The sequence below is a fragment of the Solibacillus sp. FSL R7-0682 genome, from assembly GCF_038005985.1.
Classification (GTDB): Bacteria; Bacillota; Bacilli; order Bacillales_A; family Planococcaceae; genus Solibacillus.
This window is the reverse complement of sequence record NZ_JBBOUI010000001.1, coordinates 1,038,069-1,054,476: the sequence shown is the minus strand read 5'-3', so window position 1 is coordinate 1,054,476 and position 16,408 is coordinate 1,038,069. Positions and strand designations below refer to the sequence as shown.

General features: G+C 34.1%; 17 protein-coding genes. 5 read left to right on the top strand and 12 right to left on the bottom strand.

Annotation, left to right across the window (positions count from 1 at the left end; translation table 11 throughout):
• Positions 1-48: 48 nt before the first annotated feature.
• The 5 genes from mbcS to ezrA all read right to left on the bottom strand — a co-directional run bounded on the left by mbcS (position 49) and on the right by ezrA (position 6,495).
• On the bottom strand, positions 49-1,620 hold the full coding sequence (mbcS, locus tag MKZ17_RS05425; protein WP_340722743.1) for an acyl-CoA synthetase MbcS: 1,572 nt from the start codon (positions 1,618-1,620) through the stop codon (positions 49-51).
• A 181-nt stretch (positions 1,621-1,801) separates the two neighbouring features.
• Positions 1,802-2,008 (bottom strand): alpha/beta-type small acid-soluble spore protein, encoded by a 207-nt coding sequence (locus MKZ17_RS05420; protein WP_340722742.1) that lies wholly within the window; start codon positions 2,006-2,008, stop codon positions 1,802-1,804.
• Positions 2,009-2,121: 113 nt separating this feature from the next.
• Positions 2,122-3,333: a tRNA uracil 4-sulfurtransferase ThiI gene (gene thiI / locus MKZ17_RS05415; RefSeq protein ID WP_340722741.1), complete on the bottom strand. Its 1,212-nt coding sequence runs from the start codon at positions 3,331-3,333 to the stop codon at positions 2,122-2,124.
• Positions 3,334-3,336: 3 nt separating this feature from the next.
• Positions 3,337-4,479 (bottom strand): cysteine desulfurase family protein, encoded by a 1,143-nt coding sequence (locus tag MKZ17_RS05410; protein ID WP_340722740.1) that lies wholly within the window; start codon positions 4,477-4,479, stop codon positions 3,337-3,339.
• Positions 4,480-4,788: 309 nt separating this feature from the next.
• Positions 4,789-6,495 (bottom strand): septation ring formation regulator EzrA, encoded by a 1,707-nt coding sequence (ezrA, locus tag MKZ17_RS05405; protein WP_340722739.1) that lies wholly within the window; start codon positions 6,493-6,495, stop codon positions 4,789-4,791.
• A gap of 140 nt (positions 6,496-6,635) precedes the next feature.
• Here ezrA and hisJ point away from each other — a divergent pair, with 140 nt between their 5' ends.
• Together hisJ and MKZ17_RS05395 are read left to right on the top strand one after the other, a co-directional pair.
• Positions 6,636-7,439: a histidinol-phosphatase HisJ gene (gene hisJ / locus MKZ17_RS05400; protein WP_340722738.1), complete on the top strand. Its 804-nt coding sequence runs from the start codon at positions 6,636-6,638 to the stop codon at positions 7,437-7,439.
• Between the two features lie 13 nt (positions 7,440-7,452).
• Positions 7,453-7,932, top strand: a complete 480-nt coding sequence (locus tag MKZ17_RS05395; RefSeq protein WP_340722737.1) for a GAF domain-containing protein — start codon at positions 7,453-7,455, stop codon at positions 7,930-7,932.
• A gap of 59 nt (positions 7,933-7,991) precedes the next feature.
• Here the strand turns inward: MKZ17_RS05395 and MKZ17_RS05390 are convergent, their stop codons facing one another.
• Positions 7,992-9,866 (bottom strand): sensor domain-containing diguanylate cyclase, encoded by a 1,875-nt coding sequence (locus MKZ17_RS05390; RefSeq protein WP_340722736.1) that lies wholly within the window; start codon positions 9,864-9,866, stop codon positions 7,992-7,994.
• A gap of 470 nt (positions 9,867-10,336) precedes the next feature.
• Here MKZ17_RS05390 and rpsD point away from each other — a divergent pair, with 470 nt between their 5' ends.
• Positions 10,337-10,939, top strand: coding sequence for a 30S ribosomal protein S4 (gene rpsD, locus MKZ17_RS05385; RefSeq protein WP_340722735.1), 603 nt, complete (start codon positions 10,337-10,339; stop codon positions 10,937-10,939).
• A gap of 397 nt (positions 10,940-11,336) precedes the next feature.
• Here rpsD and MKZ17_RS05380 read toward each other — a convergent pair whose 3' ends face one another.
• Positions 11,337-11,765 (bottom strand): hypothetical protein, encoded by a 429-nt coding sequence (locus MKZ17_RS05380; RefSeq protein WP_340722734.1) that lies wholly within the window; start codon positions 11,763-11,765, stop codon positions 11,337-11,339.
• Between the two features lie 273 nt (positions 11,766-12,038).
• On the opposite strand from MKZ17_RS05380, the gene MKZ17_RS05375 reads away from it, so the two are divergent.
• The gene (locus MKZ17_RS05375; RefSeq protein ID WP_340722733.1) at positions 12,039-12,380 is read left to right on the top strand and encodes a hypothetical protein; all 342 of its coding nucleotides are present in this window, start codon (positions 12,039-12,041) and stop codon (positions 12,378-12,380) included.
• Between the two features lie 207 nt (positions 12,381-12,587).
• Here the strand turns inward: MKZ17_RS05375 and MKZ17_RS05370 are convergent, their stop codons facing one another.
• The 5 genes from MKZ17_RS05370 to MKZ17_RS05350 form a co-directional block, all read right to left on the bottom strand.
• The gene (locus MKZ17_RS05370; protein ID WP_340722732.1) at positions 12,588-12,785 is read right to left on the bottom strand and encodes a hypothetical protein; all 198 of its coding nucleotides are present in this window, start codon (positions 12,783-12,785) and stop codon (positions 12,588-12,590) included.
• 86 nt (positions 12,786-12,871) lie between these two features.
• Entirely contained in the window at positions 12,872-13,240 is a 369-nt protein-coding gene (locus tag MKZ17_RS05365) for a hypothetical protein (RefSeq protein WP_340722731.1), read from the bottom strand.
• A 1-nt stretch (position 13,241) separates the two neighbouring features.
• Positions 13,242-13,463 carry a transcriptional regulator gene (locus tag MKZ17_RS05360; protein ID WP_340722730.1) on the bottom strand — a complete coding sequence of 74 codons (222 nt, stop codon included), beginning with the start codon at positions 13,461-13,463 and terminating at the stop codon, positions 13,242-13,244.
• A 231-nt stretch (positions 13,464-13,694) separates the two neighbouring features.
• Positions 13,695-14,039 carry a hypothetical protein gene (locus tag MKZ17_RS05355; protein ID WP_340722729.1) on the bottom strand — a complete coding sequence of 115 codons (345 nt, stop codon included), beginning with the start codon at positions 14,037-14,039 and terminating at the stop codon, positions 13,695-13,697.
• A 313-nt stretch (positions 14,040-14,352) separates the two neighbouring features.
• A complete protein-coding gene (locus MKZ17_RS05350; protein ID WP_340722728.1) occupies positions 14,353-14,535 on the bottom strand; it encodes a hypothetical protein in 183 nt (60 codons plus the stop codon).
• A 460-nt stretch (positions 14,536-14,995) separates the two neighbouring features.
• Here MKZ17_RS05350 and MKZ17_RS05345 point away from each other — a divergent pair, with 460 nt between their 5' ends.
• A complete protein-coding gene (locus MKZ17_RS05345) occupies positions 14,996-15,892 on the top strand; it encodes a YncE family protein (protein ID WP_340722727.1) in 897 nt (298 codons plus the stop codon).
• Positions 15,893-16,408 lie beyond the last annotated feature (516 nt).

Sequence of the window (16,408 nt, the reverse complement as noted above, 5' to 3'; positions counted from 1 at the left end):
TTTTCATTCCTCGAGGGCTTGCCTTTCCCGGGAAATATCGACAAATAATTATTTTCCTTCTTTTAAACGCAACTCTACTCGACGTATTTTGCCAGAAATAGTTTTTGGGAGTTCATCTAAAAATTCAATAATACGTGGATACTTATAAGGTGCTGTCAGTTCTTTCACATGATTTTGTAACTCTTCGATTATTGTCGGTTTTTCTTTTAATGACTTGTCTTTTAATACGACAAATGCCTTAACTACATTTCCGCGAATTTCATCCGGACTTGCAACAACCGCACATTCTTGAACTTCAGGATGTTTTGTTAATGCATCTTCCACTTCGAATGGACCAATTGTATACCCTGAAGAAATAATAATATCGTCATTTCTGCCTTCAAACCAGAAATAACCGTCTTTATCCTTCTTTGCACGATCTCCTGTTACATACCACTCACCACGAAATTGAATAGCAGTTCTTTCCGGATCTTTATAATAGCCTTTAAATAGCGCCGGTGTCGATCGATGAACAGCTATATCACCTACTTCGCCATCTGCCACAATTTCACCGTTTTCGTCTATTAATTCGATTTTATTCCCAGGTGTTGGTTTCCCCATCGAGCCTGGGCGTAAATCAGTGTTTAACATTGTACCAATAAGCAATGTATTTTCCGTTTGACCGTAGCCATCACGCACAACAATACGATGCTCCCTTTCAAATGTTTCAATCACTTCTCGATTTAACGGTTCCCCTGCAGAAACGGCACTACGTAATGAGCCTAAATTATAATCCCCTAATTGATCTAACTTGGCCATCATACGATATTCAGTTGGTGTGCAACATAGTACATTAATTTGCTGCTGTTCAATTAATTGCAAATACTTCGTTGCTTCAAATTTCCCTTTATATACGAAGGCTGTCGCGCCACTACCTAATACGGCTAAAAACGGACTCCAAATCCACTTTTGCCAACCTGGAGCTGCTGTCGCCCATACGATATCCCCATCCTTAACACCTAGCCACTCTGATGCGGTAGTACGTAAATGCGCATATCCCCAACCATGTGTATGCATAACACCTTTTGGATTACCGGTAGTACCAGATGTGTAAGCTAAAAATGCCAAGTCTGAAGCTTTTGTATTGGTATTAGGAAATTCTGTCGAATATTCTTCTGCTAGCTCCATAATCGGAAGCCAATTCCCTATTTTTCTTCCTATAATAAAAGATATTACATTTGTTATGCTTTTTACATGTTCAAATTCTTCAACTAAATCCTCCATTACAATAATTGCTTTTGCATTTGAATGAATTAGTCGATAATCAATATCTTTTGCACGCAGTAACTCCGAGCTAGGAATAATGACAAGACCTGCTTTTAATGCGGCAATATACGCAACATATGCTTCTACACATCGTGGAAGCATAATTAAAATGACATCCCCTTTTTGAAGACCTTGTGCATGAAATACATTGGCAACTTGATTTGCTTTTAAGAGCAATTCTTCATATGTATATGTCGATTGCTCACCATTTTCTTCTTGAATAATTAGTGCTGTTTTAATCCCCTTGTTCACATGCTTTTCAAACTCATGCACTATGTTATAACTTTCAGGTGCCACTAGTAGTTTGTCGTTCATTTCTTACTCTCCCCTTTGATAAAAAATGATACTTACCACTTTAGTATAATAATTCCACCCAATAATTTCAAAAGAACAGTCGTTTTATTTTTATATGTATGTTCCCTAATTGATATTGCCAAATTAAAAAAGGAACTGCAACCGGTTAAAGTCACAATTCCTCTTTCGGGGTTTTTTGTTGTTATTTTGAACCTCGAAGTTGTTGTTCCGCCATTTGAACAAGGCGTTTAGTAATTTCTCCACCTACTGAACCGTTTGCACGAGATGAAGCTTCTGGTCCTAGTTGTACGCCAAACTCTTGAGCAATTTCGTATTTCATTTGATCAAGTGCTTGTTGTGCACCAGGTACGCTTAATTTGTTTGAGCTACCATTGTTGTTTGATGCCATGTATCTCTCACCTCCTTGTGCAATTAGAATGTGCCGTCAGAGGAATATCATACATGCGATTTTATAGGTAAATGTTTCTTACATTAGGAAGTCATTTTCATTTTCGTAAAAGTTTATAGTAAATCCGCAAATTTATCTGCTTTCACTTCTTTTTGCGGGAAAATATGAACTTCACGGTTTTTTACGGCACGTTCGATTAATTCATCGAATTCAGTAAAGCTTTCAAAGTGTTGAACTTTTTCAAGCTTTGGCTTTGTTTTTGGACTTGCTGGCGTAAAAACGGTACAACAGTCTTCAAATGGTTGAATAGATGTTTCATACGTACCGATGTCTTTTGCAATTTTAATGATATCAAGCTTGTCTGCTGCAATTAATGGACGTAAAATTGGTGTACTTGTTACATCATTAATTGCCGTTAAGCTTTCTAATGTTTGTGATGCAACTTGTCCTAAACTTTCACCAGTAACAATACCTAATGCACCTACTTCTTCACGTACTTTATCAGCAACTTTCATCATCATGCGACGAGTAGATGTCATAGACATGTTATCAGGTACATTGTCTTTTACTGCAACTTGCAATTCTGTAAATGGAATTACATGCAAACGAATATTAGCGCCGAATTTTGTTAATTCATTGGCTAGCTCTTTTACTTTTTGTAATGCATTATCACTTGTATAAGGCGGACTAAAGAAGTGAATCGCATCGATACGTACACCGCGCTTCATCATTAAATAACCAGCAACTGGGCTATCAATACCACCTGAAAGCATGAGTAACGATTTACCGTTTGAGCCAATTGGCATCCCACCAGCTCCTGGAATAACTTGAGCCATCATGTAAATCGCATCTTCACGCACTTCAATTCGTAATGCAACATCTGGTTTTTTAACTTGAACTTTAAAATTCGAGAACTTCGGTAAAATCGTTGCACCCATTTCACGTTGTAATTCATGCGTATCTAATGGGAATGTTTTATCTGTTCGATGTACTTCTACTTTAAAAGTTAAATCACCTTTATCACGGTATTCTTCTAAAATTTCGAAGGCTAGAGCTTTCATTTCGTCTAAATCTTTACCACAAGATGCAACTGGACTAAACGATTGTATGCCAAATACATGTGGAAGTCGATCCATTAACACACTAAATTTTTCATCATTTTCTATTTCTATAAACATACGATCACGTTCAGCACGAATCTTTAATGGCATAATATCATTGAATGAATAACGTACATTATCTCGTAAACGGTTAATAAAATCCTTTTTGTTACGACCTTTTGTTGATAATTCACCGTAGCGAACTAAAATTTCTTTAAAAATCATTAGTTATTTTTCTCCTTTTAACTCTTTCATAACAGCTGTAAATTCTTTTTCAAATGCTGAGATTTCTTCATCTGTAGTATTAGCACCAAAGCTAATACGAAGTACACCATTTTTATATCGACTGTCTATATTAAGCGCTTCTACAACATGACTTGTTTTTGTCTGCTTTGAAGAACAAGCACTTGATGTAGATACAATAATGTTCCTTTTTTGCAGGGCATTAATTAAAATTTCACCTTTTAACCCACGTACACTAAAAGACAGGATGTGTGGTGCTCCATTTCGCGAGGAAAGTACATAAACTTCAGAGCCAAATTGCGCAAAAAAATCATGTAGCTGTGTAAACCATTTTTTAAACTTAGTTAGCTGTTCTGGCATCGCTTCAACAGCTAATCGGGCTGCTTTGGCCATTGCTACTGCTTGAGGAACTGCCACAGTACCACTTCGCAAACCAAATTCTTGTCCACCACCGACGATGAATGGTTTGAGCATTGGCTTTTTACGAAATGCTAAAACGCCAGTTCCTTTTAATGAGTGAATTTTGTGACCTGAAATCGAAATAACATCTGGTCCCTGTTCTCCATTAAATTTTACAGGTAATTTTCCAAAGCTTTGAATAGCGTCCACATGGAAAATGGCTTGACTATTTTCATGAATCACTTTCGCTGCCTGTTCTATTGGCTGAATAGCGCCCATTTCGTTATTGACGTGCATAATACTTACAATAACAGTATCTTTACGAACAAGTTGCTTCAACTCTTCAATCGAAATAACGCCTTCTCTATTTACTTTTAAATAGTCAATTTCATATCCTTCGTCTTGAAGACGCTTTACGGCTTCTAAGATTGAAGGATGTTCAATTTCCGTTGTTATAATATGTTTCCCTCTAAAACCTGTTGCTTTTGCAATGCCATACAGAGCAAAGTTATTTGATTCTGTGCCACCACCTGTAAACAATACATTGTTCGGTTCTGTATATAATAACTGTGCCATTTGCTCGCGTGCTTTCGTTAATAATGCGTTCGATTCGACACCTGCTCGGTGAATAGAAGATGGATTTGCATAGTACAAATCATTTACTTGCATAAAAGTTGCAAGTACTTCTTTATGTGGTTTTGTTGTAGCACTGTTATCTAAGTAAATCATTTACGCTCTACCTTCTTTTTTATCGATTCAAAATGGAATGATGTAGAAATTAATACAAAATTATTTCAAAACATTTCTTTTCACTATAGAAATAAATATTAATTAAAAATTTACTACATACTATAGGGCTGTAGGAAAAGTTATTGAACTTTTTCTACAGCCCTCCCATTTTGCTATTTTATCCCGTATTAACGGTCAGTAATTTATATGACCTAATAGTGAAGACTAAACATTCGCTGGCATATGACCATACTGATTAAAGTTTCACCCTATTATAACGCGAAACAGCTTAACATGTAACCGTTATGCTTATGATTTTATAAGCAACTGCTCCTGTACTAAATCTTCAATTCGTTTAATCGCATTAGGATCAACCGTTTCAACCGCTTTTGCCGCATCTTCAAGTGCTTTTACGTAACGGAATTTTTTAAATGCATCTTCCGCTTCGAGTAAACTTTCGTGTACTTGACGATTTGTTGCACGGTAGCGATTTCCAAATTGGATCAAGCGCTCAATAATTAATACATTCTCAATCATTTCTTGTGCACGATCATGCGTTTCTTCAATACATTGTTTCGCATTTAATAAATTTTGATTTACTTGTACAATATTTAACGGTACTTCCTGTAAACTTTGTACAACGACATAAATTTTCTCTGCTGATTCCTCTAAACGTGCATCCATCTCTTCAGGTATACCAGGGATGTTGGCACGACTAAGTAATCGCTCCGTATTTTGTAATAAACGTTTTAAATTTTCTAAATCTGCTCGCGCCTGATTTTCATCAATACGTAAATTTTTTAGCTTGTTTGAAAAGCTTTCCTGTTCTTCAGCAATACGCTCGATTTCCTCTGTAATGTTTAGAAGCTCTTCTTGTAAGCTTGAATACGCTGACTTTTCTTCCTGAACACGAGTTGATAATAATTCATAACGCTTTTGCAATACTTCCAAATGCTTTAGACCAACTTTCGGAATTTCAGCTTCCTTATCTTGCAAGCGATAGCTATGCTGTACATATGCTACTTCATCACTTATATCTTTTGTCGAACGTATCACTTCATTGATTGTACTAAACATTGCTGAGCAATTTCTTTCTACATAATTACGCGCTACTACCTCTTTTTCAAGTAAATCATAGTAATTATCAATTTCATCATTAATTTCTTGAATACGTGGCGCTACCGTTTGTAAATTTAATTCCGCAATTGCTGTTTTTAATGTCTCTAATTCTTTTTCAAGACCATCTAAATACTCTGTCAGCTCTAAATGACGTAAATAGTATTTTTGCTCTTCCATTTCACGCTGCCCATTTCTAAGTTCATGAATCGCTGTAGGTATTTTTGCTTGAATATCAGTTAATAACGTTGGTACTTCACTTAAATATTTAAAAATCGTTTGTGCTTCACTATTGAGTTGCAGGACAATTTCACGGGCTTGTAAATAATTCCCGTCTTTCGTCAATTCGTCAAATTCTTCAAATTTAGGTGTAAACTGCTCTAATCTCTTTTCAAGCTGTCCTAACGCAGGACCAAATGAATGTTGGTGAGCTAAAATCGTTTTTCGAGCTGAGCGGTAATATTCTTTTAATTGCTCCATCTCTATACGATTTTTTTCTTCACTCCCTATTAATTCGTCCAATTCAGCAATAATCTCTACTCGAACTTGCTCACATTTTGCAATTTCCTGTTCAATTTCCCGTTCAGTTAATGTTGCTTTTTTAAATTTAAAGCGGTCAATATATTCTTCCGCATCAAATAACATTTCATCTAGCTTTGGAACTTGAATATCCACTATGTCCAACCAACGATTACGCCAGTTTTCGAATAGTTCTTCAGTTTGTCCGTTCATATTTAATGCCTTCACTTTTGCTAACTCTTCAAAAATCGGATAATGCTGGATTTGCATCTTTTCTTTTTCTAATCGTCTTATCTCTGCATTATGCTTGCGTCTTACTACTAATCCAGCAATCAATAATGCTAATAGTATGACGACAACAATGATGATATAATTTATCATTGTAAGCCCCCTAATCCCAAATAAAATCAATAAACTGGCTATATATGTATTACTAATAATACCACGTTTTTATTAATTTGTTTAATTATTTCATGGTTTTTTTCACTTCTAGCATCATATAAAAAAAGGAGATTCGCGAAATGAAAAGAGACGGTCATATACATACACCTTTTTGCCCACACGGAAGCCCTGATTCTTTTGAACTATACATTGAAAAGGCAATAGTTAGTGGATTCGATGAAATCACCTTTACAGAACACGCACCATTGCCTAAAGGTTTTAATGATCCAACACCTGATCAAGATAGTGGCATGGATATGAAATATTTACTAAACTATTTTCAGCAGCTTCAACAATTGAAAGAAAAATACAAATCAGAAATAAAAATTAAAATTGGTTTAGAAGTTGACTATATTACAGGATATGAAGAAGAAACATGTAGTTTTTTGAATAAATTTGGAAAATATTTAGATGATGCTATACTATCTGTACACTTTTTACAACACGATAATACATATTACTGCATCGATTTCTCTAAAGAGGTTTATTTAAATTTCGCTAACCAAGTTGGTGGTATCCAAGCGATGTACAAGCAGTACTATGATACAGTCATTCAATCCATTGATGCCGATTTAGGTCCTTTTAAGCCAAAGCGAATCGGCCATCCAACGTTGATTCATAAATTTCAGCTAGCTCACGGTGAATATATTGATGACCAACAACAAATCGAAGCGGTTCTCAAGCATATGAAAGAGAACAATTATGCATTAGATTTAAATAGTGCAGGTTTAAGCAAGCCTTTCTGTAAAGAAACATATCCACCAGATGGATCAATTAAGTACGCTCAATCTATTCAGTTGCCGATCGTATTTGGATCAGATGCCCATACTGCTAAGGATTTACATCAGTATTACAATACTATTTCTGAAAAATATCATTTATAAGTGGAGGATTCTTATGTTTTCAAAATTAAATTACACTGGTACCATAACAGAACAATATCAATTAGTCTCAAAACAACTTGATGCGCTGCTTGATGGTGAAAAAGATATGATTGCTAACTTGAGCAATGCATCGGCCCTATTAAATCAGTTTTTAGATCAAATTAACTGGGTTGGATTTTATTTAATGAAGGACGGCGAGCTTGTTCTAGGGCCTTTCCAAGGACTACCTGCCTGTGTTCGAATCCCTGTTGGTCGTGGTGTATGTGGATCAGCTGTAGAACAGCAACATACTCTTGTTGTTGACGATGTTCATGCGTTCCCTGGACACATTGCCTGTGATGCAGCTTCGAAGTCTGAAATTGTCATTCCTTTAATTAAAAATAACGCAGTAATTGGTGTATTAGATATCGATAGTCCAATTGTAAGTCGCTTTACTGCTGAAGATCAAAAAGGTTTAGAGCTATTCGTTCACACGTTACTTCGACATATTTAAATCATTATGTATATAAGAAAAGGAGAATAACCCGTATTAAGGTCATTCTCCTTACTTTTTTAAAATTGTAATTGCATTCGTTCTTCAAATATACATACACGGTTTTTACCTGTATTTTTTGCACTGTATAAAGCTGTGTCTGCCTGTAAAAATATTTTTTGAAAATCCGGGCGCTTTTCCTTACTCCATGTAATCATACCCGCCGAAATAGTGACAGAAGGGCTTGTCACTTGTGGGACAACTTCTACCAGTTCCTTCGATACTTTTATTGCCTCATGGTCTAAAATATTTGGAATATAAATTGCTAATTCTTCACCACCCCAGCGCGAACAAATTCCCCTCGTTCCAATTTTCCGCTGTAGTTGCGTACTAATCTGCACTAGAATTTCATCCCCGACTTGGTGACCATACGTATCATTAACCTTTTTAAAATTATCGATATCGATTAACAAAAACATTCCCGAATCATCTTTTTCAATTGATTTTTCAACATATGCATCTGAATAACTTCGTGCATACAATTTTGTTAAATGATCACGGTCAACCATTTCTTGTAGCTGTTCACGCAATAGAGAATTTGAAATGGCCAGTGACGAATGATGTATAAGCGATTGCATTAGTTTAAAGCTATCAAACGAGAAGAAATAGGAGTCCCGATGCAGTACAATACTAAAGCCATTAATGTTCTCTTCAACAATCATTGGGATTGCCATAACGGATTTAAACTCAACTTCTTCTGATAGTAATCGACTAAAATCAGCAATAAACAATGGGTCCTGGGTTACTTCAAAATGCTGTTCAACATGTTGAATATATTTCTTACCTACGTCTGTTTTAAAAAAAGGTGTACATGCCTTTGTAAATTCAAACTTGTTACCATTTTTAAATAGGAACCCGATTTCCATCGGTTGAAATGACTTTAGTAGTTGTTTTTGTAAAAACAATAACATTTCATTGATTGTGAGTTTCATATTTAAACGATGGGAAGTTTCGTTAATTAATTGTAGATCACTAATTAATCGATGGGATTGGTGGTATAATTTGGCGTTTTCTAAAGAATTCCCCGATGCTTGTGCGAGCATGCGAATAAATTCTTTCTCGGTATTTGTAAATAAGTAGGAAGAGGGTGCCTTTACTTGTAGAATTCCGTATATCGCTTGACGACCTTTAATCGGAGCGTTAAGTAATCGACAATCCCCATCATCGGGCACAACTTCTTCTTTTAACTCGCCAGAAACAAAGGCTTCAATTGTAGATGGTCTTTCTGATAAGTAGTCAAACTGCTTTATTCGAATTCTTGTTTGACGATCTTGATCGTTTGATAAAATTAATTCGACCTCTAATTCAGGGAAATTTTCCTCAATTGAAACAAGCACATTTTCTAAAATGACATCAATATCCATTGTAGAATGAAATAAATCCGCCATATTATATAATTTACGGTACTTTTGCTCTTTCGACTGAATTTCATAGCTCTGTATTAAAAACTCAAACACAAACGAAACTTCATTAATTAAATTTTCTGCAAATTTATCATTCAGTGGGATAGACGTTTTGGCAGTCTTAAAAATAATCAAACCTACAAGTTGACCATCTACACGAAGTGGCATTAAACCTGTATGATTTTGTAGACAATCTATCTTTTTTAGTTCTGCTGGTAAAGCAATAATTTCTTTGTTTTTTACATAAGGTTCAATGATTGATATGGGTAGATGGGTGTTTAAAGACAAATTCTCAATCTTTTTGTTTAGAAGTTTAAATAGCCCATCTTCAACCTTAAATAAATAGCTATCTTCTATTCCAAAATAATTTTGTAAACCGTCCTTTAGAATAGAGAAGTATTCTATAAATTTATATAATTGTTCATTCGAATTTATACAAAGGCTCAAGACTTCAGATTTAAAACGATCAATTTTATGTTGATACTCTATCATTAAATCACCTATTCTTTCACTTACCGTATCAGTTACTTATACTTATTATATAGTATACACTTTTCATGCCTATTTGACTATTAATTTTTGTAATATTTTTCTAGTTAATTATGGATTTATATCTCATTTATTTCTATATTCAACGTTTGTCAAATTTATGACTAAATAAGGTTATAGGTATTTAGGATTAATATGAGTAAACTATACTAGATTCTTTTTCTAAAGCTGTAATTACTCATTGTTGACGAATGATATAAAAAAAGTTACAATAGCTTTTGTGTAAAATGAATGCAGTAGTTGTATAACTTAAATGTAGTATTTTATTCCTTCTGTATAGACAGAATGGTGTATTGTGTAACCCTTTCGGCTGCATGGGCGAAGATGCATGAAAATAAAATACCATTTAATGTCGGGTACAACTGGTTTTTTCTTTTACAACAAAAACCAAATTTAAAGGAGGAGACACAATTATGTCTCGTTATACAGGTCCATCTTGGAAACTTTCTCGTCGTCTTGGTATTTCATTAAGCGGCACAGGTAAAGAAATTGCTAAACGCCCTTACGCACCAGGTCAACACGGTCCAAACTCTCGTGGTAAAAAATCAGAGTACGGTCTACAATTAACTGAAAAACAAAAATTACGTCATATGTATGGTATGACTGAACGTCAATTCAAAAACGTTTACAACAAAGCTGGTAAATTAAAAGGTCTACACGGTGAAAACTTCATGATCTTACTTGAAACTCGCCTTGACAACCTAGTTTACCGTTTAGGTTTAGCTCGCACTCGTCGTGCAGCTCGTCAATTAGTAAACCATGGCCACATCTTAGTTGATGGTAAACGCCTTGACATCCCATCATACTCAGTAAAACCAGGTCAAACGATCTCTTTACGTGAGAAATCAGCTAACTTATCAGTAGTTGCTGAATCAATCGAAGTAAATAGCTTCGTACCAGAATATTTATCATTCGATGCTGACTCTAAAGTAGGTACTTTCGTACGTTTACCAGAGCGCTCTGAATTATCTTCTGAAATCAGCGAGCAATTAATCGTAGAGTACTACTCTCGTTAATTCTTTCGAGTTAATTATTCGAGATTTTTTAACCCTCGGAACATTTGGGAAACCTTATGTTACGGGGGTTTTCTTATATATTCATTTAATTTTTCAATACGACAATTTACGATTATTTTTGATTAAAATTGGGGGACCGCTGGGGGAACCTAAAATTTATAATATATATCGGGCAGATGTACATTTACATAAAAGAAAAACCCTTCACAAATTGTGTGAAAGGCTATATATATTTCACTCATTTTTCTTCTTTTTCTTCTTCTTTTTTGGCATTGTTGGGAAACCATATTTCTCGCTTTGTTTACGTAATAAAGATTGATGATACTAGAATCGAAATTTCAACTAGAGCTACCTGTTAGTTGAAGTGAATCTTTTTCAACATTCTCTTAACTGCGTGTTAATTAAGAATTTCCCCTTTTTCATATAAAATAGAGATGTGTTTCTCACTAAGCTTTGTGTTTTTTATGTCAGATACAGCGGTCATTATATTTTTTACTATGAGTTGTTCAGTTGTCTTATTAAGCTTGTTCTCTGTGGATAATAAAATTACACACGCTATTTCTGGGTATTCTCCTCCGGAAATAGGCATTAAATTAACCTTTATGGATTCTTCTTCAAAACCTGTTTCATTTGCAATATCTTTTTCTAACTCCATTTCTTCTGAAATTAAAAAGTTTGTATATTCCTGAATTGGAAGATTTGTGTGTTCTTGTTCAACAAACACTTCTGGTTTTACTTTTTCAACCTTCGAATCGCCATTATATGCTCCTACCATAATAGCGCTTAATGCAGCTCCAATAGTTAATAATTTTTTCATCATGATCATGATCTTGCCTCTTCCTTTCCTAACTAAATTTTAGCCTGTTTTAAGAACTTCTTTTCCTTACACATGCAGTTTTACCACAATAAAGACCAGTCATACCACTTAGTTAATAGTACTAACTTTTCCGTTTACGTAACCTAGTGAAAAAAATGTCATAATTTATCGGAATATTCATACTTTTTAAGCATTGAAGTAAATGGTGAGCGTTGTATAGTATATGTAAAGAAGGAGGAAGTATGAATTTTAGTAATTAATTATAAAGGAGAGTTGTTTATTATGAAAAAGTTAATCAGCTTAATCGGATTAGTGGGTCTATCATTAATAATGTCTTTTGGTTCATCAGTTAACCAAACATCTGCATCTTCTATCTCCGGCAGTACATTGAGCGACGAAGTTACACCATTAGCAATCAGTAGATATGTTGTACATGAAGTAGTATATGACGGATTTGTAAAGGGGGACGACTCATATTATTATAGTGATTCCCTCGGCTATAGTGGAAGAATACCAATGGTTTTTGCTATTTATGTCCCTGATGTTAATAAAACTTCTGTAAGGTACGCTGGTACAGTTTACTGTAGTGGAGTATGCGCTGCATCACAACCTACCTTGGAATAAATAGGCGGAATTAAAATTACCCATCAATTTATCTTTATTTTTTTGGTCTACTTTTTATTTAGGTAGATTGGTTAATAAGCGTATAATAAAGATAGATGCAGGCACCATTAATCTTTGATGAAGTAGGTCCAGTATCGAGAATTAAAACTCTATTAATGATTTCCTTCGGTAATAAAAGCGCCATCCACAATCGAGTATGTGGATGGCTTATCTATTATGACTGAACATACTTGTATTTTCTCCTGAAGTTAAAATTTGAACTGCATTATACCCCAAGTCTTTTACTATAGCGATGAGCGTTTCTTCAGATGTTTTTATAAATTCTTCTTCATTATTAAACATTAAGTAATTAACACTCAATTTAACTTCTTCACCACTTTTGTGTAAAAATACGATTGGTATCAAGATTATTATCACCTCCTAACAACAAAATACATTATTTGGAAGTGATTTTGAATGAAATGCCCGAAACTTTCTTTTTGGGCATTTTTTTACTTTCGGTCAGCAGGTGTATGATAACTCATATTCAATAATCGCTTTGTTTCTTCTCTTACCCAATTCCTTAATGCGATATTTGAGTACCTTTTCGTTTCGGTTTTCCCTCTAATTACTATGATGTACTCTGTAAATGCACCATCATTCTTACCTTTTTCAATCTTGCATCCTGCTTTATATAATTTGCTTTTTACATTTTTCAATTCTTCAAATGTTTCATTGTTTTTCAATGTGTACCATTCATTAAATACATCAGCCATTTTTAAATCATTCAAATGTTGTTGATCGCGCTCTAACGTTTTCAACAATACTTCAAGAATGATGAATCGATGTATATCGTTACTTAATTCTATGAGTGCATTCATATTAAATCACCACTCGTTCTCCGTAGATGACAGGCATTACTGCTAATACATTATCAATTTTAAATGTACGCTTGGCTTGGCGAACAAAACAATATGCTGCCAATGTATCTCCAGTCATAGCAATCACTTTGATACGACGTTTAGTAATCGACTTATCTTTCGCCATATACATAATATCCACTAATTGATTACGTTGCATTGCTTTTACTAATTGCTTTTTCATATTGCCACTCCCTTTTACGAACATTAGTTCTCATTATTATAGAACGAACGTTCGTATTTTGGCAATAAAAAAAGAGAGTGATTGCTCACCCTCTTACATCACGCAACGATGAATAGCCTTTCATCATATACATTATTATACAGTTTTAAATAATCGTCAATAAATTCAAAAAGTCCTCTACTAAAATGATTCTCCTGAATATCACGAGATTGACTAGTTTGGGTATAGGTACTAATGTTTTATAATTCGATTATCATCTTTATATATTGTGTATGTGCTTAATACATTTCCTTCACTATCAGTTAATACAGATGTAATTGATATAGCATTATGTTTTTTTATTTCTTCAATAATTCGAAGTTTTTGATGTTCTTCTAATTTCTTGATAAGTGTTTGTTTATCTAATATTTTATATGTGTGTAATCGCTTATCTACATTATCATTTAATAAAGATGCATCTGATAATGTGTTGTTTTTTTCCATTTCTATTTTGGTATCAGTTTTGTTTGCTGTAATCGAATTAGGAATTAAAAAAATAAAAGAACTAAAAAGAACTGCAATCAGTATTTTTTTCATTCAGATATTATCTCCTTTCGCTGAAATTCAAGTTTTCAGTTATATAAAGGTATGTTATTTAATTTAAAAGTATTAATTGTTTCAATTTTATTCTTAAATTGATTTTATAGACCCTTCAAGATATTTCATTAATTTATATTTTATTTTGAGCATTATAAATCATCGTAATAACTTCTTCTCTCGTTAATTATTCCGAGATAATTTCAACCCTCGAAACACTGGGAAATCCCTTTGTTTCGAGGGTTTTTCTTATCTATTCGTCAAAAAAGACAATGTAACATTTTGAGTTTATTATTAGGGACCGAAATTATGACTAACCATAGTTGTAATTTCTTCTATAGATAAAACCAGAACCGGTTTGTACCCCATTTTTTACGATTGCTAAAAGCTTTTCTTCCGATGCTTCAATAAACTCTTCTTCATTTTTAAACATCGAATAATTAACACTCCGTTCAACTTTTTCTCTATTTTTATGTAAAATCACGATTGTTATCACATTTATATCGCTTCCAACTGGAGGTAATTTTTATTAAAACGCATGTTCCTTTCTTTAGAATTTTCTATTTTATTAAAGCTAGTTTTTGGTAATTCTTACTTAATAATCGCTCGGTTTCTTCTCCAAAAACTAAAGTGCGATATTTTTATATTTCCTCTTACAATATATTAATGAGGGTGCTGAGAGTATACAATATTCCATTGGAAAATAGAAACATTCAATCGACACTATTCGTAGTATTTGTTTAGGTAATATGTACAAAAAGCATATTCTTTTTTGCATATAGTATTACTATATGATAGAAAGGATGTTCAATGTGGAAAAAGAACAAAGATATCTTAATAGATTCAAGTTCAAGTTTAAATCAAATCCATGTTATTGTTGTTGCCCTCGTTGCTGTCCTTGTTGTAGTAAGCTACCATATTTGCCAGTGCCTCCAACCCCACCCTGTCATTATTTAGTGTACGTTACCGACGCTGGTCAGATAACCAATCCTGATAATAGAGTATCGGTAATTGATACAGCGACAAATACAATAGTCGCGAGCATTCCAGTAGGATCCGCACCTTTAGAAATAGCGATTACACCAAATGGGGTATTTGGTTATGTTCCAGCTTACTTCTCGAATAATGTAACGGTTTTTAGTACTGCTACTAATACGCCAATTGCTACCATTCCAGTAGGGGTTAATCCCCTTGGTGTAGCTATTTCACCAAATGGAATACTTGCTTATGTATCCAATCACGGATCAAACACCATATCTGTCATAAATACCGCTACTAATACCGTAACTGCTACTATTCCGGTAGGACTCCAACCTCAAGGTATAGCTTTCACTCCGAATAGTGCGTTTGCTTATGTCGCCAATGAGAATTCAGGTACTGTATCTGTCATAAATACCACTACTAATACTGTAGTTGCAACAATCCCTGTTGGAATTCGCCCGAGGTCAATCGTTCTCACTCCAAACGGCCAATTTGCTTACGTTACAAACGAAAATAGTAACAATGTATCTGTCATTAATACAGTAACAAATACAGTTATTACTACAATCCCTGTAGGAACAGGTCCTGTAGGAACAGCAATTACACCTAATGGAACTCTTGTTTACATTGTAAATAAAGGGAGTAATACGGTATCCGTCATAAATACTATAACAAATATGGTAATTGCAACGATCCCTGTAGGATTATCACCAGATCAAGTAACAGTTTTGCCGAATGGAAAATTTGCTTATGTTACTAATCAAGCTGACAATACTGTATCCGTCGTAAAAATAGCAACTAATACAGTGATTGCAACTCTCCCAGGATTTAACGGACCTACCGGTATTGAAACCGGAACAATTTGTTATTAGAAGAGCTATCTCGATAAGTTAACTTCATAATCAACAATCATTGTCGTAAGTACTTCAACTTAATTTAAAATAGATACTCCCCATTTTCGGTATGGTAGTTACCAAAATAGAACGGGAAGAATACCCATGATTTATCTATTTGATAAAGTCACTTCAAAATTTTTTAAGGAAGAGTAAAAGTTCAGGCAACATTCTATAAGGTTATTGGAGAACTTTGCTCTTTCAATTTACATATTAAATTAAGCCCTTCTACTCGCATTTGATAATGCAAATGTTTATAGAAAGAAATACAACATGCTATCGAGCAATTTATCTATTTTCATCACTCCCAACTTCCCCAAAAGTGATTCAATCCCTAGCACCGAGAGTATATCGATTTCAGATGGATGCAAATTCTTTTTTGAACTTGCTACACGACTGGGATAAGTACAACAAATCTTCTTTATATTTTACAAAGTTGATTGATATTACCCTAATGAACAAAATGAACAAAATAGAATTTTACGATGTTTTTTT